General features: G+C 62.3%; 18 protein-coding genes. 17 read left to right on the top strand and 1 reads right to left on the bottom strand.

All coding sequences use genetic code 11. The annotated features are described in order from the left end of the window. The first annotated feature begins 51 nt into the window (after nucleotides 1-51). The 17 genes from mutS (at nucleotide 52) to trmB (ending at nucleotide 20,922) form a co-directional block, all read left to right on the top strand. The gene (gene mutS / locus ASD02_RS02825) at nucleotides 52-2,796 is read left to right on the top strand and encodes a DNA mismatch repair protein MutS (protein ID WP_025425698.1); all 2,745 of its coding nucleotides are present in this window, start codon (nucleotides 52-54) and stop codon (nucleotides 2,794-2,796) included. Between the two features lie 203 nt (nucleotides 2,797-2,999). Further along, complete coding sequence (locus ASD02_RS02820) at nucleotides 3,000-5,843, top strand: [protein-PII] uridylyltransferase (RefSeq protein ID WP_025425699.1); 2,844 nt, start codon at nucleotides 3,000-3,002, stop codon at nucleotides 5,841-5,843. Beyond that, nucleotides 5,840-7,444, top strand: coding sequence for a murein biosynthesis integral membrane protein MurJ (gene murJ, locus ASD02_RS02815; RefSeq protein WP_057204294.1), 1,605 nt, complete (start codon nucleotides 5,840-5,842; stop codon nucleotides 7,442-7,444). The genes ASD02_RS02820 and murJ overlap by 4 nt, the downstream gene beginning before the upstream one ends. Nucleotides 7,445-7,599: 155 nt before the next feature. Next, on the top strand, nucleotides 7,600-8,664 hold the full coding sequence (gene trpS, locus ASD02_RS02810) for a tryptophan--tRNA ligase (RefSeq protein WP_057204292.1): 1,065 nt from the start codon (nucleotides 7,600-7,602) through the stop codon (nucleotides 8,662-8,664). A gap of 52 nt (nucleotides 8,665-8,716) precedes the next feature. Next, entirely contained in the window at nucleotides 8,717-9,208 is a 492-nt protein-coding gene (locus ASD02_RS02805; protein WP_025425702.1) for a universal stress protein, read from the top strand. A gap of 108 nt (nucleotides 9,209-9,316) precedes the next feature. Continuing rightward, a complete protein-coding gene (locus tag ASD02_RS02800; RefSeq protein ID WP_025425703.1) occupies nucleotides 9,317-9,883 on the top strand; it encodes a NifU family protein in 567 nt (188 codons plus the stop codon). 121 nt (nucleotides 9,884-10,004) lie between these two features. Continuing rightward, the gene (gene tsaB, locus ASD02_RS02795; RefSeq protein WP_025425704.1) at nucleotides 10,005-10,664 is read left to right on the top strand and encodes a tRNA (adenosine(37)-N6)-threonylcarbamoyltransferase complex dimerization subunit type 1 TsaB; all 660 of its coding nucleotides are present in this window, start codon (nucleotides 10,005-10,007) and stop codon (nucleotides 10,662-10,664) included. A 6-nt stretch (nucleotides 10,665-10,670) separates the two neighbouring features. After that, nucleotides 10,671-11,168 carry an N-acetyltransferase gene (locus tag ASD02_RS02790; RefSeq protein WP_025425705.1) on the top strand — a complete coding sequence of 166 codons (498 nt, stop codon included), beginning with the start codon at nucleotides 10,671-10,673 and terminating at the stop codon, nucleotides 11,166-11,168. Between the two features lie 93 nt (nucleotides 11,169-11,261). After that, a complete protein-coding gene (locus ASD02_RS02785; RefSeq protein ID WP_025425706.1) occupies nucleotides 11,262-12,053 on the top strand; it encodes a lysophospholipid acyltransferase family protein in 792 nt (263 codons plus the stop codon). Nucleotides 12,054-12,125: 72 nt separating this feature from the next. Beyond that, on the top strand, nucleotides 12,126-13,523 hold the full coding sequence (gene miaB / locus ASD02_RS02780; protein WP_025425707.1) for a tRNA (N6-isopentenyl adenosine(37)-C2)-methylthiotransferase MiaB: 1,398 nt from the start codon (nucleotides 12,126-12,128) through the stop codon (nucleotides 13,521-13,523). A gap of 26 nt (nucleotides 13,524-13,549) precedes the next feature. After that, nucleotides 13,550-14,605 (top strand): PhoH family protein, encoded by a 1,056-nt coding sequence (locus ASD02_RS02775; RefSeq protein ID WP_025425708.1) that lies wholly within the window; start codon nucleotides 13,550-13,552, stop codon nucleotides 14,603-14,605. 18 nt (nucleotides 14,606-14,623) lie between these two features. After that, nucleotides 14,624-15,130: an rRNA maturation RNase YbeY gene (ybeY, locus tag ASD02_RS02770; RefSeq protein ID WP_025425709.1), complete on the top strand. Its 507-nt coding sequence runs from the start codon at nucleotides 14,624-14,626 to the stop codon at nucleotides 15,128-15,130. Between the two features lie 12 nt (nucleotides 15,131-15,142). Then, nucleotides 15,143-16,309: a hemolysin family protein gene (locus ASD02_RS02765; RefSeq protein ID WP_025425710.1), complete on the top strand. Its 1,167-nt coding sequence runs from the start codon at nucleotides 15,143-15,145 to the stop codon at nucleotides 16,307-16,309. Nucleotides 16,310-16,528: 219 nt separating this feature from the next. After that, a complete protein-coding gene (lnt, locus tag ASD02_RS02760; protein WP_057219963.1) occupies nucleotides 16,529-18,124 on the top strand; it encodes an apolipoprotein N-acyltransferase in 1,596 nt (531 codons plus the stop codon). Between the two features lie 147 nt (nucleotides 18,125-18,271). Continuing rightward, nucleotides 18,272-18,688 (top strand): helix-turn-helix transcriptional regulator, encoded by a 417-nt coding sequence (locus ASD02_RS02755; RefSeq protein ID WP_025425712.1) that lies wholly within the window; start codon nucleotides 18,272-18,274, stop codon nucleotides 18,686-18,688. A 197-nt stretch (nucleotides 18,689-18,885) separates the two neighbouring features. Beyond that, nucleotides 18,886-20,124, top strand: coding sequence for a methionine adenosyltransferase (gene metK / locus ASD02_RS02750; RefSeq protein WP_025425713.1), 1,239 nt, complete (start codon nucleotides 18,886-18,888; stop codon nucleotides 20,122-20,124). Nucleotides 20,125-20,223: 99 nt separating this feature from the next. Next, entirely contained in the window at nucleotides 20,224-20,922 is a 699-nt protein-coding gene (gene trmB, locus ASD02_RS02745; protein ID WP_025425714.1) for a tRNA (guanosine(46)-N7)-methyltransferase TrmB, read from the top strand. 120 nt (nucleotides 20,923-21,042) lie between these two features. Here trmB and ASD02_RS02740 read toward each other — a convergent pair whose 3' ends face one another. After that, a complete protein-coding gene (locus ASD02_RS02740) occupies nucleotides 21,043-21,300 on the bottom strand; it encodes a DUF1150 family protein (RefSeq protein WP_025425715.1) in 258 nt (85 codons plus the stop codon). Nucleotides 21,301-21,317 lie beyond the last annotated feature (17 nt).

Here is a 21,317-nt window from a genome sequence, read left to right as displayed (position 1 = left end):
TCGTCTATAATTGCTTGCGGATAGTGTGCCATCTCTTTTTTCGGGACAATCATGAATTTCGTGACAGACCAATCGAGCCGCTCCGGCGAGGTGTTTTCTGCAGCCGAACTGGCGACCGAGGAGAGCCGCTCCACGGCGACGCCGATGATGGAGCAGTTCATCGAGATCAAGGCGAACAACCCGGATTCGCTGCTTTTCTACCGCATGGGCGACTTCTACGAGCTGTTCTTCCAGGACGCAGTCGAAGCCTCGCGGGCGCTCGGCATCACGCTGACGAAACGCGGCCAGCATATGGGACAGGAAATCCCGATGTGCGGCGTGCCGGTGCATGCGGCCGACGATTATCTGCAGAAACTGATCGGTCTCGGCTTTCGCGTCGCGGTCTGCGAGCAGGTCGAGGATCCTGCCGAAGCCAAGAAGCGCGGCAGCAAATCAGTCGTGCGCCGCGACGTCGTCCGGCTGGTGACACCGGGGACGATCACCGAGGAGAAGCTGCTTTCGCCCTCGGAGACCAACTATCTGATGGCGCTCGCCCGCATCAAGAGCGGTTCGGAGCCGGCCTATGCGCTGGCCTGGATCGATATCTCGACCGGCATCTTCAGGCTCGCCGAAACCGGTGAGAGCCGGTTGCTCGCCGACATCCTGCGCATCGAGCCGCGCGAACTGATCCTCGCCGACACCGTCTTCCACGACCCGGAACTGCGTCCCGTGTTCGACGTGCTCGGCCGGGTGGCCGTGCCGCAGCCGGGCGTGCTGTTCGACAGCGCCACGGCCGAGGGCCGCATCGCCCGCTACTTCGGCGTCAAGACGCTCGATGGTTTCGGCAGCTTTTCGCGCGCCGAACTGGCGGCGGCATCCGCTGCCATCTCCTATGTCGAAAAGACCCAGCTTGCCGAACGTCCGGCTCTCGGCACACCCGAGCGTGAGAGCGCTGCCTCGACATTGTTCATCGATCCGGCGACGCGGGCCAACCTCGAGCTCGTCAAAACCCTGTCGGGCGCCCGCGAAGGCACGCTTTTGAAAGCGCTCGACCGAACCGTGACGAGCGGCGGAGCGCGGCTCCTGGCCGAACGGCTGATGTCACCGCTGACCGATCCCGATCGCATCAACCAGCGGCTGGATTCGATCGAGATTCTGGCCAGCCAGCCCTCCTTTGCCGGCGATCTGCGCGATTCTCTTCGTCGCGCCCCCGACATGCCGCGTGCGTTGTCGCGGCTGGCGCTTGGCCGCGGCGGCCCGCGCGACCTCGGCGCCATCCAGGCGGGCCTCAAGGCAGCGGCAACGATCTCCCGGCTGATGGCTTCCGGCAATCTGTCTGAGGAGCTTGTCGAGGCACGGGCGGCGATCGATGCCCTGCCATCGGCCGTCCTCGACCACCTCGATACGATGCTTGCCGACGAATTGCCGCTTCTGAAGCGCGACGGCGGCTTCCTGCGGGAAGGGGCAAGTGCCGATCTCGACGAGGTGCGGGGGCTGCGCGACCAGTCACGCCGGGTTATCGCCGGGCTGCAGCTGCAATATTCCGAAGAGACCGGCATCAAGTCGCTGAAGATCAAGCACAACAACGTGCTCGGCTATTTCATCGAGGTGACGGCGGGCAATGCCGGCTCGATGACCGACACCGACGAGGGCCGCGCCCGCTTCATCCATCGCCAGACCATGGCGAACGCGATGCGCTTCACCACGACAGCGCTTGCCGAGCTTGAGAGCAAGATCGCCAATGCGGCCGACCGGGCGCTGTCGATCGAGCTTGCCGCGTTCGAGGCGATGACATCAGACGTCGTGGCGGCGGCCGAAATCATCAAGGCTGCGGCGCTGGCGCTTGCGACCGTCGACGTTTCGGCTGGCCTCGCGACGCTTGCCGAAGAGCAGAACTATGCTCGCCCCATCGTCGACCACACGCGCATGTTCGCCATCGAAGGCGGCCGCCATCCCGTCGTCGAGCAAGCCTTGAAGCGTCAGGCGTCCAACGCCTTCGTTGCCAATGGCTGCGATCTGTCGCCGCCAACAGGCGAAGAGGGCGGGGCGATCTGGCTTCTGACCGGTCCGAACATGGGCGGTAAGTCGACCTTCCTCAGGCAGAACGCGCTGATTGCGATCATGGCGCAGATGGGCACCTTCGTTCCCGCCGCAAGCGCCCATATCGGCATTGTCGACCGCCTGTTCTCGCGCGTCGGCGCCTCCGACGATCTTGCCCGCGGACGCTCGACCTTCATGGTCGAGATGGTCGAGACGGCGGCAATCCTCAATCAGGCGACCGATCGCTCGCTGGTGATCCTCGACGAGATCGGCCGAGGCACTGCGACCTTCGACGGTCTGTCGATTGCCTGGGCAGCCGTCGAGCATCTGCATGAGGCGAACCGCTGCCGCGGATTGTTCGCGACCCACTTCCACGAGCTGACCGTGCTTTCGGAAAAGCTCGGCCGGCTTTCGAATGCGACCATGCGCGTCAAAGAGTGGCACGGCGACGTGATCTTCCTGCACGAGGTCGGGCCGGGTGCCGCCGACCGTTCCTACGGTATTCAGGTCGCCCGTCTTGCCGGTCTGCCGGCTTCGGTCGTGGCTCGGGCCAAGGACGTGCTTGCCAAGCTCGAAGACGCCGATCGCAAGAACCCCGCAAGCCAGCTGATCGACGATCTGCCGTTGTTCCAGGTGGCGATCCGGCGCGAGGAAGCCAAGCCCGCTGGAAACTCCAGGGTTGACGAGGCGCTGAAGGCACTCAACCCCGACGATATGACGCCGCGCGAGGCGCTGGACGCACTCTACGCCCTGAAAAAGGAACTGAGCGCCCGGTGACGGGCATACCGTTTTTCCTGTGCATGCGTCGGTGAAAAAGGCTATACAGCGCCGCGCGCCTTTCGAGGGCGTGGCGATGAGCCTGTATTAATTTTGAAATGCTGCAACGTCCCGGTTCGGCCTTGATCGGATGGGAGCATGCAGGAATGCTCTTCATGCAGCGGACCACGCAACCAGTCGGACAGGACGCCCCTCGGCACTTCATGGGCAGACACGAAACTTCCTTTCCCGAAATTCTCGACGTCGCGGCGCTTCGGGCGAAATGCGACTTCATCGCCTCGGCCCACGCCGAGCAGCGCGAACCGATGCGTCAGGCACTGCTTGCGGCCTTCAAACAGGCAAATGTTGCAGGCCGCGCCAAGGCGCGCGAACTGTTTGCTGGCGATGGCGGCGGTATCCTTTGCGCCGAGCGTATCTCCTGGCTTCAGGACCAGCTGATCACGGTGCTGCATGATTTCGTGCTCAACGAGATTTTCGATGCCGCCAATGCAGCCCCGGCAAGCCGCATCGCTGTCGCTGCCGTTGGCGGTTACGGCCGCGGCACGCTGGCACCCGGCTCGGACATCGACCTGCTCTTCCTGCTGCCGGTGAAGAAGGCCGTCTGGGCCGAGCCCGCCATCGAATTCATGCTCTACATCCTGTGGGATCTGGGCTTCAAGGTCGGCCACGCCACCCGCACGATCGAGGACTGCATCCGGCTCTCGCGTGCCGACATGACGATCCGCACGGCAATCCTCGAGACCCGCTATATCTGTGGTTCCGAAACGCTGGCGGCTGAACTCGAAACGCGCTTCGACCATGAGATCGTGCGCAACACCGGGCCGGACTTCATCGCCGCCAAGCTTGCCGAACGCGACGAGCGCCACCGCAAGGCCGGCGACACGCGCTATCTCGTCGAGCCCAACGTCAAGGAAGGCAAGGGCGGGCTTCGAGACCTGCACACACTGTTCTGGATCGCCAAGTATTTTTACCGGGTCAAGGATTCGGCCGATCTGATCAAGCTCGGCGTCCTCTCCCGCACGGAATACAAGCTGTTCCAGAAGGCGGAGGATTTCCTCTGGGCGGTGCGTTGCCACATGCATTTCTTGACCGGCAAGGCCGAGGAACGGCTGTCCTTCGACATTCAGCGCGAGATCGCCGAGGCGCTCGGCTATCACGACCACCCCGGCCTTTCGGCGGTCGAGCGCTTCATGAAGCACTACTTCCTGGTGGCCAAGGATGTCGGCGATCTCACCCGCATCTTCTGCGCCGCACTCGAAGACCAGCAGGCCAAGGACGCGCCCGGCCTTTCCGGCATCATCGGCCGCTTCACCCATCGCAGCCGCAAGATTGCCGGCACGCTCGACTTCGTCGATGACGGCGGGCGCATAGCACTTTCGAGCCCCGATGTGTTCAAGCGCGATCCGGTCAACCTTTTGCGCTTCTTCCACATCGCCGACATCAACAATCTCGAGTTCCACCCGGCAGCGCTTCGGCAGGTGACGCGCTCGCTCGGCTTGATCAAGCCGCAGCTGCGCGAGAACGAGGAGGCGAACCGGCTGTTCCTGTCGATCCTGACCTCGCGCCGCAAGCCGGAGCTGATCCTTCGCCGCATGAACGAAGCGGGCGTGCTCGGGCGGTTCATTCCGGATTTCGGCAAGATCGTCTCGATGATGCAGTTCAACATGTACCACCACTATACGGTGGACGAGCATCTGCTGCGCGCGGTCGACGTTCTCTCGCGCGTCGAGCGCGGCATCGAGGAGGACGCCCACCCGCTGGTCGCCAAACTGATGCCGGGGATCGAGGACCGCGAGGTGCTCTACGTCGCCGTGCTTCTGCACGATATCGCCAAGGGTCGGCCGGAGGATCATTCGGTCGCCGGTGCCAAGGTGGCGCGCCGGCTCTGCCCGCGCTTTGGCCTGACGCCGAAGCAAACCGAGCTTGTCGCCTGGCTGATCGACGAGCACCTGACAATGTCGATGGTCGCCCAGACCCGCGACCTCAACGATCGCAAGACCATCGTCGACTTTGCCGAGCGGGTGCAGTCGCTCGACCGGTTGAAGATGCTCTTGATCCTCACCGTCTGCGACATCCGCGCCGTCGGCCCGGGCGTCTGGAACGGCTGGAAGGGGCAGCTGCTCCGTACACTCTATTATGAAACCGAACTCCTGCTTTCGGGCGGCTTCTCCGAGCTGTCGCGCAAGGAGCGCGCTGCCCATGCGGCAACGATGCTGAGCGACGCGCTGACCGACTGGCCGGCAAGCGAGCGCGAAGCCTATGTGCGGCTGCATTATCAACCCTATCTGCTGACCGTGGCGCTCGAGGATCAGGTGCGTCACGCCCGCTTCATCCGCGAGGCGGATGCCGCCGGCAAGGCGCTGTCGACCATGGTGCGCACGCACCAGTTCCATGCGATCACCGAAATCACCGTGCTGTCGCCCGACCATCCGCGGCTCTTGACGGTCATCGCCGGCGCCTGTGCTGCGGCGGGCGCCAACATCGTCGACGCGCAGATCTTCACCACTTCGGACGGCCGGGCGCTTGATACGATCCTGGTCAACCGCGAGTTTTCCGTCGACGGCGACGAGACGCGCCGGGCGGCCAGCATCGGCAGGTTGATCGAGGACGCGCTGTCCGGTCGCAAGCGGCTGCCGGAGGTGATCGCCAGCCGCACCAAGGTCAAGAAGCGCAACAAGGCCTTCACTGTTACGCCTGAGGTGACGATCAGCAATACGCTGTCGAACAAGTTCACGGTCATCGAGGTCGAGTGTCTCGACCGTCCCGGCCTGCTGTCGGAGATCACCGCCGTCCTGTCGGACCTTTCGCTCGACATTGCCTCGGCGCACATCACCACCTTCGGCGAGAAGGTCATCGACACCTTCTACATCACCGATCTCGTCGGCCAGAAGGTCACCAGTGAAAACCGCCAGATGAACATCGCCGCCCGCCTCAAGGCCGTCATGGCCGACGAGGCCGACGAGGTTCGAGACCGGATGCCATCCGGCATCATCGCGCCTGCCGTAGGCACGTCCTCCGCTCAAAGAACGACAAAAGCCGAAACATGAGTCTGGTCAAGAAATTTGCAACCGTCGGCGGCGCCACGCTCGGCAGCCGTCTGTTCGGCTTCATCCGCGAAACCTTCATGGCGGCGGCCCTCGGCACCGGCCCGGTCGCCGATGCCTTCAACACCGCCTTCCGCCTGCCCAACACCTTTCGCCGGCTCTTTGCCGAGGGCGCATTCAATTCCGCCTTCGTGCCGCTTTTTGCCAGGGAGATCGAGGCGAACGGCATGGAAGGGGCGCGGCGGTTCTCCGAAGAAGTCTTCGGCGTTCTCTTCACCGTGCTGTTGTTCCTGACGGTGGTGATGGAACTGACGATGCCGTTCATCGTCAGCAACCTGATCGCGCCCGGTTTCGCCAATGATCCGGCGAAGCTCGGCAATACCATCGTCTTCGCGACGATCATGTTTCCCTATCTCGCCTGCATGTCGCTTGCCGCGATGATGGCGGGAATGCTCAATTCGCTGCACCGCTATTTCGCCGCGGCGATCGCTCCGGTGTTCCTCAATATCATCCTCATCGGCATCCTCGGCTATGCCTGGTACATCGGCCAGGATCCGATTGCGGTCGGCTACGGCCTCTCCTGGGGCGTGATGGCGGCCGGTCTCGTGCAATTGGCGATCGTCTGGGTCGCGGTGCGCGACGCCGGCATCAAGATCGGCTTTCGCCGCCCGCGGCTGACGGCCAATGTCAGGCGGCTGCTGGTGCTGGCGTTGCCGGCCGCGATCACCGGCGGCATCACCCAGATCAACCTCCTGATCAACACCAACATCGCCTCGGCGCAGGAAGGTGCTGTGTCGTCGCTCGTCTATGCCGACCGTATCTACCAGCTGCCGCTCGGCGTCGTCGGCATTGCGGTCGCAACCGTGCTTTTGCCGGAACTGGCGCGCGCGCTGCGCTCCGGCAACGTCAACGAGGCCGCGAACCTGCAGAACCGCTCGGTGGAATTCACCCTGTTTCTGACGTTGCCGGCGGCGGCGGCCTTGCTTGTCATGTCTGAGCCGATTGTCCGGCTGCTGTTCGAACGTGGTGAATTCTCCGCGTCGTCGACGGTGGTCGTCGGCCATATCCTGGCGATCTACGGCCTCGGCCTGCCGGCTTTCGTGCTGATCAAGGCGTTCATCCCCGGCTTCTTTGCCCGCGAGGACACGCGCACGCCGATGGTCTTTGCCGGCATTTCGGTTGCGGTGAACGTGTCGCTGGCGCTGACGCTGTTTCCGCGGCTGGGCGCAAGCGGCATCGCGACGGCGGAAATCGTTGCCGGCTGGGTGAATGCCGTGCTGCTGTTCGGCATGCTCGTCTGGCGTGGCCATTGGGGACGCGACATTCCGCTTCTGACCCGCATTCCCCGTCTCGTCATTGCCGCGGCCGGCATGGCGCTCGCCTTGCATTATGCTCTTCAGTGGTTGGCCTACGAAGTGTCGTCGGCAGCGCCGTTGATCGTGCGCGCAACCACGCTCTGCGGTCTGGTGGCCGTCGCCATGGCGATCTATTTCGCGATCGCCTTCGGTATCGGCGGCGCTAATCTCGGCATGATCCGCCGCAACATCAAGCGCAAGGCGAAGGCCAAGGCAGACCCTGCTCCAGCGCCGGACGCAGACGCCTGAACCATCCGGTGATGAAGCGGCGATGCCTATTTTAATCGGCGTCGCCCACTCGGATTCGCACCACTTGATCGCGCCCCGCCCGACGTGCATAAGCCATGCCGTTAGCAACATGGGTGATGAACCCTGGGGCCCTCCACCAGCCTATTGAGGACGACATGAACGAATTCAAGCCGCTCGTATTTTCCGGTGTGCAGCCGACGGGCAACCTCCATCTCGGTAATTATCTCGGCGCGATCCGCAAGTTCGTGGCTCTGCAGGAAAACAACGATTGCATCTATTGCGTCGTCGACCTGCATTCGATCACCGCGCAGCTCGTGCATGAGGACCTGAAGGGGCAGATCCGCTCGATCGCCGCAGCCTTCATCGCGTCCGGCATCGATCCGGAAAAGCATATCGTCTTCAATCAGTCGGCCGTGCCGCAGCATGCGGAACTCGCGTGGATCTTCAACTGCGTCGCCCGTATCGGCTGGATGAACCGGATGACCCAGTTCAAGGACAAGGCCGGCAAGGACCGCGAGAACGCCTCGCTGGGCCTGCTTGCCTATCCGAGCCTGATGGCCGCCGACATTCTCGTCTATCGCGCCACCCATGTTCCTGTCGGCGACGACCAGAAGCAGCATCTCGAATTGACGCGCGACATCGCCCAGAAATTCAATATCGACTTCATGGAGCACATCCGTCGTGGTGGCTACGGCGTCGACATGGTCGTCGGCGAAGAGCCTGTTCATGCCTATTTCCCGCCGGTGGAGCCGCTGATCGGCGGCGCAACGCCGCGTGTCATGTCGCTGCGTGACGGCACCAAGAAGATGTCGAAGTCCGATCCGTCGGATCTTTCGCGCGTCAACCTGATGGATGATGCCGAAACCATCTCCAAGAAGATCCGCAAGGCCAAGACCGACCCGGATGCGCTCCCGAGCGAGCTCGACGGCCTCAAGGGACGCCCCGAGGCGGAAAACCTCGTCGGCATCTATGCGGCCCTTTCCGACAAGACCAAGGAAGAAGTGCTGGGCGAATTCGGTGGCCAGCAGTTCTCGGTGTTCAAGCCGGCCCTGGTCGACCTGGCGGTCGAGGTTCTGTCGCCAATCACTGGCGAGATGCGCCGCCTGATGGGCGACACGGCCCACATCGACGCCATCCTTCGCGATGGTGGCGAGCGTGCCCGGGCGCGGGCGGAAAAGACCATGAGCGAGGTTCGCGAAATCATCGGATTTCTGCAGTAAAAGGCGAAAATGAGGCCTTGCGGCGGCTTATCTGGAGTGTAATGTTCGCCGCATGGTCTCGACCCGACTCTCACGACTTGAAGGTCACCGCCGCAAATTCATGGCGGTGATCGACGATACCCCGGAATGCGGCCGCGCTGTCCACTATGCTGGCATGCGCGCCAAGAATTCCAATGGCGGTCTCGTCCTGCTCTATGTCATCGCCGACGGCGACTTCCAGCAATGGCTGGGGGTCGAGGAAATCATGCGTGCGGAAGCGCGCGACGAGGCGGAAGCGACGCTCGCCAAGGTGGCGCAGTCCGTCCGCGAGCGCATCGGAATAGAACCCGAAATCGTCATCCGCGAAGGGGCAGCAACCGAGCAGATCCATTCGGCCATCGAAGAGGATCGCGACATCGCCATCCTGGTTCTGGCCGCAGGCTCGGCAAAGGAGGGCCCCGGTCCGCTGGTGTCGTCGATCGCCGGCAAGGCGGCCGCCTTCCCGATCCCGGTGACGGTCATCCCGGATCTGCTCACCGACGAGGAAATCGACGCGCTCAGCTGAGCTGCGTCTCTTTGCGCTCTTGCGAGGGCGGAACGAAGATCTTATATTCTTTTGAATTATTCTAAAGAGCCGGTTGAGAGAACCGATCCCGGCGAGACGGAGAGAGACATGTTCATCCAGACCGAAGCCACGCCGAACCCGGCCACGCTCAAGTTCCTGCCGGGCAAGGTCGTTCTGGAAAGCGGCACTGCCGAATTCCGCGACGAGGAAGAAGCACGCGCCGGTTCGCCGCTTGCTGCCCGCCTGTTCTCGATCCCTGGCGTCAGCGGTGTCTACTTCGGCTACGACTTCATCACCGTCAGCAAGGACGGGCAGGAGTGGCAGCACCTGAAGCCCGCCATCCTCGGCTCGATCATGGAGCACTTCATGTCCGGTGCGCCGATCATGGCCGGAGCGGGCCGCGCCGAGCAGCTGGACGAAGAAGACGAATTCTTCGAGCCCGGCGACGAGACCATTGTCGCAACCATCAAGGAACTGCTCGAAACCCGGGTTCGCCCGGCGGTGGCTCAGGACGGTGGCGACATCACCTTCCGCGGCTTCAAGGACGGTACCGTGTTCCTGAACATGAAGGGTGCCTGCTCTGGCTGCCCGTCGTCGACGGCGACCCTGAAGCATGGCGTGCAGAATCTGCTGCGGCATTTCGTTCCCGAGGTGGAAGCGGTCGAAGCCGTCTGATATCGCGATGGCGAACGGCTGCGCCTTTCGAGGCTGCAGCTGATCACTAGTGTGAGTAAGCGTAACCGCGATGCCGATCGGGCTTCGCGGCATGATGCGTCTGGAAATCGCTGCAACTGAAATGATCGTACTTGCCATCGACACATCAGGGTCCGGCTGTTCCGCTGCCATCTATGACAGTGGTTCGTCGGCAGTTCTCGGGCAATCCGGTGCCGACATCGGCCGTGGCCATGCCGAAAGGCTGATGGAGTTCGTCGACGAGGCGCTCGTCGCAGCCGATCGCCCGATCGGCGATATCGACCGCATCGCCGTCACCATCGGCCCGGGATCGTTCACCGGTATCCGTGTCGGGGTCGCGACGGCGCGCGGACTGGCGCTTGCGCTTGGCAAGCCCGCGGTCGGCATTTCCTCCCTTCACGTTATCGCAGAAGAAGCCCGTTCCGCGGCGCCGGGCAAATCGGTGCTGGTCGCGATCGACGCCAAGCGCGACGAGGTCTATGTCCAGGCCTACGATGCCGCAGGCCATGCCGTCACGGAGCCGGAAGCGCTGTCGGTCACGGTTGCCCGCGACCGCTTTGCCGGTTTCGAGGGATGCGTGGCCGGTTCGGGCGCCGAACTGCTCGCCTCTCTGACGCCGGTCAAGACCCCGGATCTCGTCGATATCGCAGTCGTTGCGCGGCTCGGTGTTATTGCTGATCCAGCCTCGGCCAAGCCGAAGCCGCTATATCTTCGTGGGCCCGACGCCAAGCCGCAAGCGGGCTTTGCCGTTGCCCGAGCCTAGACACAGATGAACTTCACCGATTACTTCACGCGCCGTGCCGAATTCGACATCTTCCCGCTGGAAGAGCCGGATCTCATCGCCGCCGCCGGCCTGCATCGCCAGCGCTTCGCGGCGCCTTGGAGCGATGGCGAAATCCACGCCTTGCTGGTCCAGGACACGGTGTTCGGCTTTGTCGCTCGCCAGACCAACGGCTCGCTCCGGCCTGCCTTCGGCGGCTTCGTGCTGTCGCGTGCGGTGGCCGGCGAGGCCGAAATCCTGACCATCGGCGTCGATCCGCGCTATGCCCGTTCCGGCCTCGGCTGGCGGCTGATGCAGGCGGCGATGCGCGAAGCTTCGGTCAAGGGATCGGACACGCTGTTCCTCGAAGTGGACGAGACCAATCAGGCCGCGATCGGGCTTTACCGTAAGCTCGGCTTCCTCAAGGTCGGCGAACGCCGCGCCTATTACCAGGACAAGACAGGACAGCGCACCGCTGCGCTTGTCATGCGGCTCGATCTTCGCTAGTGCGAACCGGATTGGTTCGGCACGCCCCGGATGAACCGGGGCTTCGCGCAACCATGCGGAGTGGCGCGTGAACGGCGCAGGAAATCCTTTTCGATGATCAATTGGCTGCGGATCATTTTGTTCGCGCTGGTGCTGGCGTTGGCCTCGCTCGTGCTGATGCCGATCCAGATCGTCTGCCTTTGGCTCGATCTGAAGCCGCGCCGCCTGTTGCCGCGCTACTGGCACCGCATGGCCTGTTATCTGCTCGGCATCAAGGTGCGCGTCCATGGCATGCCCGAACGCCGCCGGCCGCTGCTTCTGTGCGCCAACCACGCCTCGTGGAAAGATATCCTGGTGTTGTCTTCGGTTGCCGACGTCGTCTTCGTCGCCAAGTCCGAGGTCAAGCAATGGCCGGTCTTCGGCATTCTCGCGCGGTTGCAGGCATCGATCTTCGTCGTGCGCGAGCAAAAGCGGTCGACCGGAAAGCAGGTCAGCGAGATCGGCCAGCGGCTCGCTTGCGGCGAGATCGTCGTGCTTTTCCCGGAAGGCACGACCTCCGACGGCAACCGCCTGCTCGAAATCAAGACGTCGCTGTTCGGCGCAGCCGCTTCTGCTGTGCCGCATTCACCGACCGGCATGGTCCACGTTCAGCCGGTCGCCATATCCTATACGGGCATTCACGGAATGCCGATGGGGCGCTTCAACAGGCCGATCGCCGCCTGGCCCGGTGATACCGGCTTGGTGCCGCATCTGCTCGGTATCCTGCGCGAAGGGGCGATCGAGGTGGATGTCGATTTCGGCGAGGCCGTCGACTACGACCACCACACCAACCGCAAGGAAGTCAGCCGCGTGATCGAGCAGCGCATCCGCTCGATGCTGTCGGACCGCCTGCGCGGACGGGCCTGACGCTGGTGGCCACGTGAATGCCGGCAGGCAAAAATACTTCAATTCTGACCCGCTTTGCACTAAAGAACCGGCATGACCCAGGAAACAGCTCTTCTGACGACGCCCGCAACGGGCGACGAACGCACGCCGGCCCGCAAGGTTTTCGTCAAGACCTACGGCTGTCAGATGAATGTCTACGATTCCGACCGCATGTCGGATGCGTTGACGCGTGACGGCTATGTCTCGACGGATGTGCTTGAGGATGCCGACTTCGTCCTGCTCAACACCTGTCACATCCGCGAGAAGGCGGCAGAGAAGGTCTATTCCGAACTCGGTCGCCTGCGCGATCTGAAGAAGGCGAAGGCGCTCGAGGGCCGGGAGATGGTGATCGGCGTTGCTGGCTGCGTTGCCCAGGCCGAAGGCAACGAGATCCTGCGCCGCGCGCCGGCGGTCGACCTCGTCATCGGGCCGACCACCTATCACCGTCTGCCGGAAGCGCTGAAGCGTGCGCGCAACGGCGAGCGCGTCGTCCAGACCGACTACGCCGTCGAGGACAAGTTCGAGCATCTGCCGGCACCCGACAAGGCCAGGACCCGCGCGCGCGGCGTCACAGCGTTCCTGACGGTGCAGGAAGGCTGCGACAAGTTCTGCACTTTCTGCGTCGTTCCCTATACCCGCGGATCGGAGGTCTCCCGTCCCGTCGCCCAGATCGTCTCGGAAGCGGAAAAGCTGGTCGAAGCCGGTGTGCGCGAGATCACCTTGCTCGGCCAGAACGTCAACGCCTGGCATGGGCTCGGCCCCGACGGCCGCGAATGGGGCCTCGGCGATCTGCTGCAATGTCTTGGCGACATCGAGGGGCTGGCGCGGCTGCGTTACACCACCAGCCACCCCCGCGACATGGACGACAGCCTGATCGAGGCGCATCGATCGATGCCGAAGCTGATGCCCTATCTGCACCTGCCGGTCCAGGCAGGCTCCGACCGCATCCTCAAGGCGATGAACAGGCGGCATACGGCGGCCGAGTATCTGGCGCTGATCGCGCGCATCCGCGCGGTGCAGCCGGACCTCGCCTTGTCGGGTGATTTCATCGTCGGCTTCCCCGGCGAGACCGACGAAGACTTCGAAGCGACCATAAGGCTGGTCGAGGCCGTGGGTTATGCACAGGCATTTTCGTTCAAATATTCGACCCGTCCCGGCACGCCCGGCGCCGACCTCGAGGATCAGGTTCCGGAGGACGTAAAAGCCAAGCGTCTGGAAAGATTGCAGGCTTTGCTGATTTCGCAGCAGCGCGCCTTTGCCGAATCCTGTGTCGGACGCGAAATCGACCTGCTTTTGGAGAAGCCGGGCCGCATGCCCGGGCAACTCGTCGGCCGGTCCCCCTGGCTGCAGCCCGTGAATGTTGATGCAAAAGCATCGCAAATCGGTGACATTATCAAGGTGCGAATCATCAAGGCGGGACCGAACAGTCTGTTTGCCGAGATGATCGGGTAAGGACCAAACACAGGAGCCTGAACCGCTTGAACGGACACGAACTGATCTCTTCATCATCGCGCCAGTCGAAAACAACTGCGACAGACGCCAATCACTTCGTGCTCACATTCGAGAACAACCGGTTCGCCAGCGAACTCTTCGGGCAGTTCGATCAGAATCTGAAGCTCCTCGAGGAGCGCCTCCGGATCGAAGCGCACCCGCGCGGCAATTCCGTTGCGATCTCAGGTGATGTCGTTGCCACCAATCAGGCGCGCCGCGCACTCGATTTTCTCTATGGACGGTTGCAGAGTGGCGGATCGATCGATACGTCGGATGTGGAAGGCGCGATCCGCATGGCGGTCGCTGCCGACGACCAGCTGCAATTGCCGACCATGGAGAAAAAAGCCAAATTGACGATGGCGCAGATTTCAACGCGCAAGAAGACGATCGTCGCCCGCACGCCGACGCAGGATGCCTATATCCGCGCGCTGGAGCGTTCCGAGCTCGTCTTCGGCGTCGGTCCGGCCGGTACCGGCAAGACCTACCTCGCGGTTGCCCATGCGGCGCAGCTTCTTGAGCGTGGTGCCGTCGACCGCATCGTGCTTTCCCGTCCGGCCGTCGAAGCCGGCGAACGCCTCGGCTTTCTGCCGGGCGACATGAAGGAGAAGGTCGACCCCTATCTCAGGCCGCTCTACGATGCGCTCTATGACATGATGCCGGGCGACAAGGTGGAGCGTGCCATCACGGCAGGCGTCATCGAAATCGCACCCCTGGCCTTCATGCGCGGTCGCACGCTTGCCAATGCCGCCGTCATTCTCGACGAGGCCCAGAACACCACATCGATGCAGATGAAGATGTTCCTGACCCGTCTCGGCGAAAACGGCCGGATGATCGTGACCGGTGACCCGAGCCAGGTCGACCTGCCGCGCGGCGTCAAATCGGGTCTGGTCGAGGCCTTGCAGATCCTGCGCGGCGTCGAGGGTGTCTCGGTCGTCCGGTTCAAGGACGTCGACGTCGTGCGCCATCCGATGGTGGCACGCATCGTCCGGGCCTACGAGGCCCAGACCGCCGTGCACGATGAAAGCGAGCAGAGCGACCGCTGATCGGCGGTCGTTGCGATCATGACTGCATTGGATATCCAGATCAGCGTCGAGGAGGGCAATTGGCCCGACGAAGAGACGCTTCTCGCCTTTTCGTCGCCGGTGCTCGAGGCGGCCGCAGCCTTCCTGACTGCGGAAGAGGGCCAGCCGTTCCCGAAGATGCAGCCCGAGCTGTCGCTGGTTTTCACCGACGACGCTTCCATTCGCATGATCAATGCCGAATGGCGCAGCCAGGACAAGCCGACCAACGTGCTTTCCTTCCCGGCGTTTCCGCTGACGCCCGGCAAGATGCCGGGGCCGATGCTCGGCGACATCATCGTTGCGCGCGAAACCCTCGAGCGCGAAGCTGAGGGTCTGGAGAAGACGTTCGATGCGCATCTGACGCATCTTCTCGTGCATGGATTCCTGCATCTTTTCGGTTATGATCATATGGTAGATGATGAAGCCGAAAGAATGGAAAGCCTGGAGACTCGCATTTTGGCGCGTCTTGGCTTATCTGATCCTTACGGGGACCGATCCCCGGATTAACAGTTTGGACCAATGAGCGACTTTAAAACACAGCCCGTCGCAATGGCGACCGAGGAGGCCGATGCCTCCGGAGAGGCGGAGGCGGGCAGTAGTAGCACCGCCACTCGACAAGAGGGCACCAAATCCACATCGTCCTTCTGGAGCCGGGCCGCGCGCATTTTGCGTGGTGCCAATCCTTCGAGCCTCCGCGAGGACCTTGCCGACGCACTGCTGACGGACGCCGACAGCAACACGGCATTTTCGCCCGAAGAGCGGGCGATGCTCAACAACATCCTGCGCTTCCGCGAAGTCCGCGTCGAAGACGTGATGGTCCCGCGCGCCGATATCGAAGCCGTCGACCAGAGCATCACCATTGGCGAATTGATGGTGATCTTCGAGGAATCGGGGCGCTCGCGCATGCCGGTCTACAACGAAGGTCTGGATGATCCGCGCGGCATGATCCACATTCGCGACCTGCTCGCCTATGTGACCAAGCAGGCCCGCAACCGCCGTCGCAACGGCAAGGCTCAGACTACCGCCGCGTCGTCGTCTTCGGCTGAAAAGACACCAAGATCGCCGAAAGCGACCTTCGATCTGTCGCGTGTCGATCTCGGCAAGTCGCTGGAGGAGGTGGGCATAATCCGCCAGCTCCTGTTCGTGCCGCCGTCGATGCTTGCTTCGGACCTGATGCAGCGCATGCAGGCCGCTCGTATCCAGATGGCGCTCGTCATCGACGAATATGGCGGCACCGATGGTCTCGTTTCGCTGGAAGACATCGTCGAGATGGTCGTCGGCGACATCGAGGATGAGCATGACGACGACGAGGTCATGTTCGCCAAGACCTCGGAGGACGTCTTCGTCGCCGATGCCCGCGTCGAGCTGGAGGAGATCGCCGAAGCGATCGGTTCCGATTTCGACGTTCGCGAACAGCTTGAGGATGTCGATACGCTCGGTGGCCTGATCTTCGCGTCGCTGGGGCGGATTCCGGTGCGGGGCGAGGTGGTGCAGGCACTGCCAGGCTTTGAGTTCCAAATCCTCGACGCCGATCCTCGCCGCGTCAAGCGGGTGCGGATCATGCGCAAGCGTCCGCCGGCCCGTCGTCGCATCGTGCGATCCGAAGGCGAGTTGGCACAGGAACAGGCGCCCGCCAATCGCGGCAACGGTACCGAGCCGCAACAGGCCGCCGCCGGAGAGCAATAGGCTTTTCCCCACATTGTTTTCTCAGCGAAGCTCGGTCTCGACCTTCGCTGAGAACGGCCACCGATCCTCGATCGGTGGCGTCCCTTTTGCGCGTCAAATTCGACGCGTGGTGCTGCAAAGGGGACAAGCAGCCACTTTTTTGGAACACTGCCGGCAACTGATTCGGTTGTTCTTCCCGCGCAGCGTCGTGTTTCGCGGCCTGCGCCAACAGGAGGCTGCATGGAAAGACTGGCTGGCAGGATCATGCTTCTGTCGGGCGCCCCCCGGCTATTGCTCGCGTTTGCCGCGGGCCTCCTGGCTGTTCTGACACAGCCGCCGTTCGGCATCTTTGCGGCTGCCTTCCTCTCCTTTCCTGTTCTCGTTTGGCTGCTCGACGGCGCGACCGGCCATCCGGACGGCGGCGTAATCCGGCGGCTCTGGCCGGCAGTCTGCATCGGCTGGGCGTTCGGTTTCGGCTATTTCCTCGGCGGGCTCTGGTGGCTTGGTAACGCACTGTTGGTGGAGGCGGACAGCTTCGCCTGGGCATTGCCGCTGGCAGTCGTAGGGCTTCCGGCGTGCCTTGCCCTGTTCTACGCGCTCGCGGCCCTGATTGCCCGCATCCTCTGGTCGGATGGCGTGGGCCGGATCGCAGCACTGGCGCTGGGTTTTGGCTTGGCTGAATGGTTGCGCTCGTTCATCTTTACCGGCTTTCCCTGGAATGCGATCGGCTATGCGGCGATGCCGATGCCGTTGATGATGCAGTCGGCAAGTGTCCTGAACCTCGCAACCATCAACATGCTGGCGGTTTTCGTCTTTGCGGCGCCGGCCCTTATCGCGACCGGCAAGGGCAGCCGTATTGGTCTCAGCCTTGCTGTGGCGCTTTTCGCGGCCCATACCGGCTTCGGCTTTTATCGGCTTGCGCTGCCGGCGCCCGGCGGACCGGATCAGCCGCTTGCCGTTCGCCTCGTTCAGCCGGTGATCGATCAGGCAAAGAAACTCGATGATAGCGAGCGCGGCGCCATCTTCGAGGAGCATTTGGCTTTGACCACGGCACCAGCCGAAGGTGAAACCAAGAAGCCCGATATCGTCGTCTGGCCGGAAACCTCGATCCCGTTCATCCTCACCGACAGTCCCGATGCGCTTGCGCGCATTGCCGAAGTGCTCGATGACGGGCAGATCCTCATTGCCGGCGCGGTGCGAGCGGAAGATGCCGGCGCCGGCCTGCCGCCGCGCTATTACAACTCGATCTACGTCATCGACGAACGCGGGCAGATCATGAGTGCTGCCGACAAGGTGCACCTCGTTCCCTTTGGTGAATATCTGCCGTTCGAGGACATGCTCTCGTCCTGGGGCCTAAGCTCGGTCGCGGCCGCCCTGCCGGGTGGTTTCTCGGCCGCCAAGACCCGGTCGCTACTGACCTTGGCCGGCGGGCGCACGTTCTACCCGCTCATCTGTTATGAGGCGATTTTCCCCGACGAGATCGGCACTGATGCGCGCGGCGCCGACGCGCTGCTCAACATCACCAATGATGCCTGGTTCGGCGACACGCCGGGCCCCCGTCAGCACTTCCATCAGGCGCAGTTGCGTGCAGTGGAAACGGGATTACCCCTTATCCGTGCAGCCAATAATGGTATATCAGCGATTGTTGATGCACGTGGGGTTTTAGTGGTAGGATTGGCCTACAATTATAGGGGAGTGATCGACACAATTCTGCCGGGAAGGCTTCCTACGCCCACGAATGAGGTCATTCGTAGCCGCATTTTCGGGTTGTGCGCAATCTTCCTCCTGCTGGTTGCAGCCTTCTCGCGTGTTAGTTTTAATATTAGGAAGAATTGACCTAAAACCCCTAAAATTGCATAGTGGACCGGACCATCGGTTTCTGCTGTGGCGACTCGTTTGTCTTCACCGTTGCGGTTGCAGCGGTGTGCGGTGTCCCCACGCCAGTCCGTGGATGATCGAAACAGCGTGTTTAGGAACGCAGATATGATGGAAAATAAAAAGAAGCCGAACCCGATCGACATTCACGTCGGTAGCCGGATTCGCCTTCGCCGCACGATGCTTGGCATGAGCCAGGAAAAACTGGGCGAAAGCCTGGGGATCACCTTTCAGCAGATCCAGAAGTACGAAAAAGGCACGAACCGCGTTGGTGCCAGCCGGTTGCAGAACATTTCCAGCATCCTGAACGTCCCCGTTTCCTTCTTCTTCGAAGACGCTCCCGGTGAAAACACCAGCGCTTCCGGCTTGGCCGAAGCCTCCAGCTCGAACTACGTTGTCGACTTCCTCTCTTCCTCGGAAGGCCTTCAGCTCAATCGCGCGTTCGTCAAGATCAACGATCCCAAGGTGCGTCGCAAGCTTGTCGACCTCGTCAAGGCTCTGGCTGCGGAAGCAGAAAGCGAATAGTCCCGAAACCCATCGGGATTGGAAAACAAAGCGGCCATTTGTGCCGCTTTTTTCTTGTCCGCCGTTTCCCTCTGATATCGGAAGTGATTGGCTCCGATGTCGATATAAAGATATATTTATGTCGTTGTTCGCTTGTTTTTCGGTCGCAAAACCACTAACACGATGCCAGCGCTTATCTTCTTGAGGGGAATTCCCGCATGCGTGCAAACTACCTGTTCACGAGTGAATCCGTAGCCGAAGGCCACCCGGACAAAGTATGTGACCGTATCTCCGACGAGATCGTCGATCTGGTCTACCGCGAAGCTGCCAAGACCGGTGTCGATCCCTGGGGCGTACGCATTGCCTGCGAAACGCTGGCAACGACGAACCGCGTTGTGATCGCCGGCGAAGTCCGCCTGCCGCCGAGCCTTCTGAAGAAGGACAAGAACGGCAACGACGTCATCAACCCCTCGAAGTTCAAGTCTGCCGCACGTAAGGCGATCCGCGACATCGGCTACGAGCAGGACGGTTTCCACTGGAAAACGGCCAAGATCGACGTGCTCCTGCACTTCCAGTCCGCACACATTGCCCAGGGCGTCGACAGCGCGTCCGACAAGCAGGGTGAAGAGGGTGCTGGCGACCAGGGCATCATGTTCGGTTACGCCTGCCGCGAGACCTCGGAACTGATGCCGGCGCCGCTCTATTATTCGCACCGCATCCTGCATCTGCTCGCAGCCGCCCGCAAGAAGGGCGACGGCGAAGTCGCCAAGCTCGGCCCGGATGCCAAGAGCCAGGTCACCGTTCGCTACATCGACGGCAAGCCGGCGGAAGTCGTCTCGATCGTTCTGTCCACCCAGCATCTCGATGAGAGCTGGGATTCGACCAAGGTTCGTGCGGTCGTCGAACCCTATATCCGCGAAGCGCTTGACGATCTGAAGATCGCCAGCGATTGCACCTGGTACATCAACCCGACCGGAAAGTTCGTCATCGGCGGCCCGGATGGGGATGCCGGCCTGACGGGTCGCAAAATCATCGTCGATACCTATGGCGGCGCAGCTCCGCATGGCGGCGGCGCCTTCTCGGGCAAGGACACGACCAAGGTCGACCGTTCGGCTGCCTATGCAGCCCGCTACCTCGCCAAGAACGTCGTTGCTGCCGGCCTCTCCGATCGTTGCACGATCCAACTTTCCTACGCCATCGGCGTTGCCCAGCCGCTCTCGGTCTATGTCGACCTGCACGGCACTGGCAAGGTCTCCGAGGACCAGGTGGAAAGCGCGATCCGCAAGACGATGGACTTGTCGCCGACCGGCATTCGCCGTCATCTCGACCTCAACAAGCCGATCTACGCCAAGACCGCTGCCTATGGCCACTTTGGTCGCAAGGCCGGCCGTGACGGCTCGTTCTCCTGGGAGAAGCTTGATCTGGTCAAGCCGCTCAAGGAAGCCATCGGGGCTTGACGCTTCGACATTTGCCGGACACAGAACGTCCGGCCGCTAAAGATAAAGGCGGATGCCCCCGAAAGGGGTGTCCGCCTTGCTCGTTGAAGGAAGATTGTCATGACTGAACCGCGCCGCAGCCGCGCCACGGAAGCCTTCTTCGGACGCCGCAAGGGCAAGCCCTTGCGCGAGCGCCAGGCGGCACACCTCGAAACCATTCTACCGAAGCTGAAGCTCGATCTCGGCACTGCCGCGCCGCAGGACATGAAGTCGCTCTTTCCCGAGCCGGTCGATCGCGTCCGTATGGAAATTGGTTTTGGCGGCGGCGAGCATCTGATCCACCGCGCGGCCGAGACCCCCTCGACCGGTTTCATCGGCGTCGAACCCTTCGTCAATTCGATGGCGAAGCTGATCGGGCAGATCGAGGAGAAGGGTGTCTCCAACATTCGTCTCTACAATGACGACGCCACGCAGGTGCTCGATTGGATGCCGGACGCCTGCGTCGACCAGGTTGACCTGCTCTATCCTGACCCCTGGCCGAAGCGCAAGCATTGGAAGCGTCGTTTCGTCTCCAGCGTCAATCTCGACCGCTTCGCACGGGTGCTGAAGCCCGGCGGCCTCTTCTGCTTCGCATCCGATATCGACACCTACGTCAACTGGACGCTGCTGCATTGCCGCGACCATGCCGCCTTCGAATGGACGGCCGAACAGGCATCGGATTGGTTGACGCCGTTTGAGGGCTGGCCGAGCACGCGCTACGAGGCCAAGGCGCGCAGGGAAGGGCGGAGTTCCGCCTATCTTACCTTCCGTCGCGTTTAAGCGGCGGTCTACGCACAGCATATTAAGGACACTCGAAGCGTTGCAGCAGCTTCTGTTGCGCGCCAGATTTGACGCGCAGCGCCTTGACGTTCCAGCGGCGAGCTTCGCCGCAGCTGACGATCAATGCAGGCTGACGGTCTTCAGATCGTCTTCTGCAGCCTTGTAGAAGGTGCTGGAGCGGTTGTCGGTCAAAAGGATCGGCGTGCCGTCCGCACCGAACAGGGCCCACAGATCGATGCCCGGTCCCATTTCAGGCGCTTCCGGGAAGCAGCGGGAAACCTCTTCCGAACGCATCTTTCTGATATAGCCGACTTCGCCCTCTCCCAGATGTGCGAGGTCGTTTTTTGACAATGACGAGGTGATGGCTTTCAGTCCCATGGTGGTACTCCGTGGTC

It is taken from the genome of Ensifer sp. Root1252 (assembly GCF_001425885.1).
GTDB classification, from domain to species: domain Bacteria; phylum Pseudomonadota; class Alphaproteobacteria; order Rhizobiales; family Rhizobiaceae; genus Ensifer; species Ensifer canadensis.
Note: the sequence above shows the minus strand (reverse complement) of the source record. Positions and strands in the feature narration are given on the sequence as shown.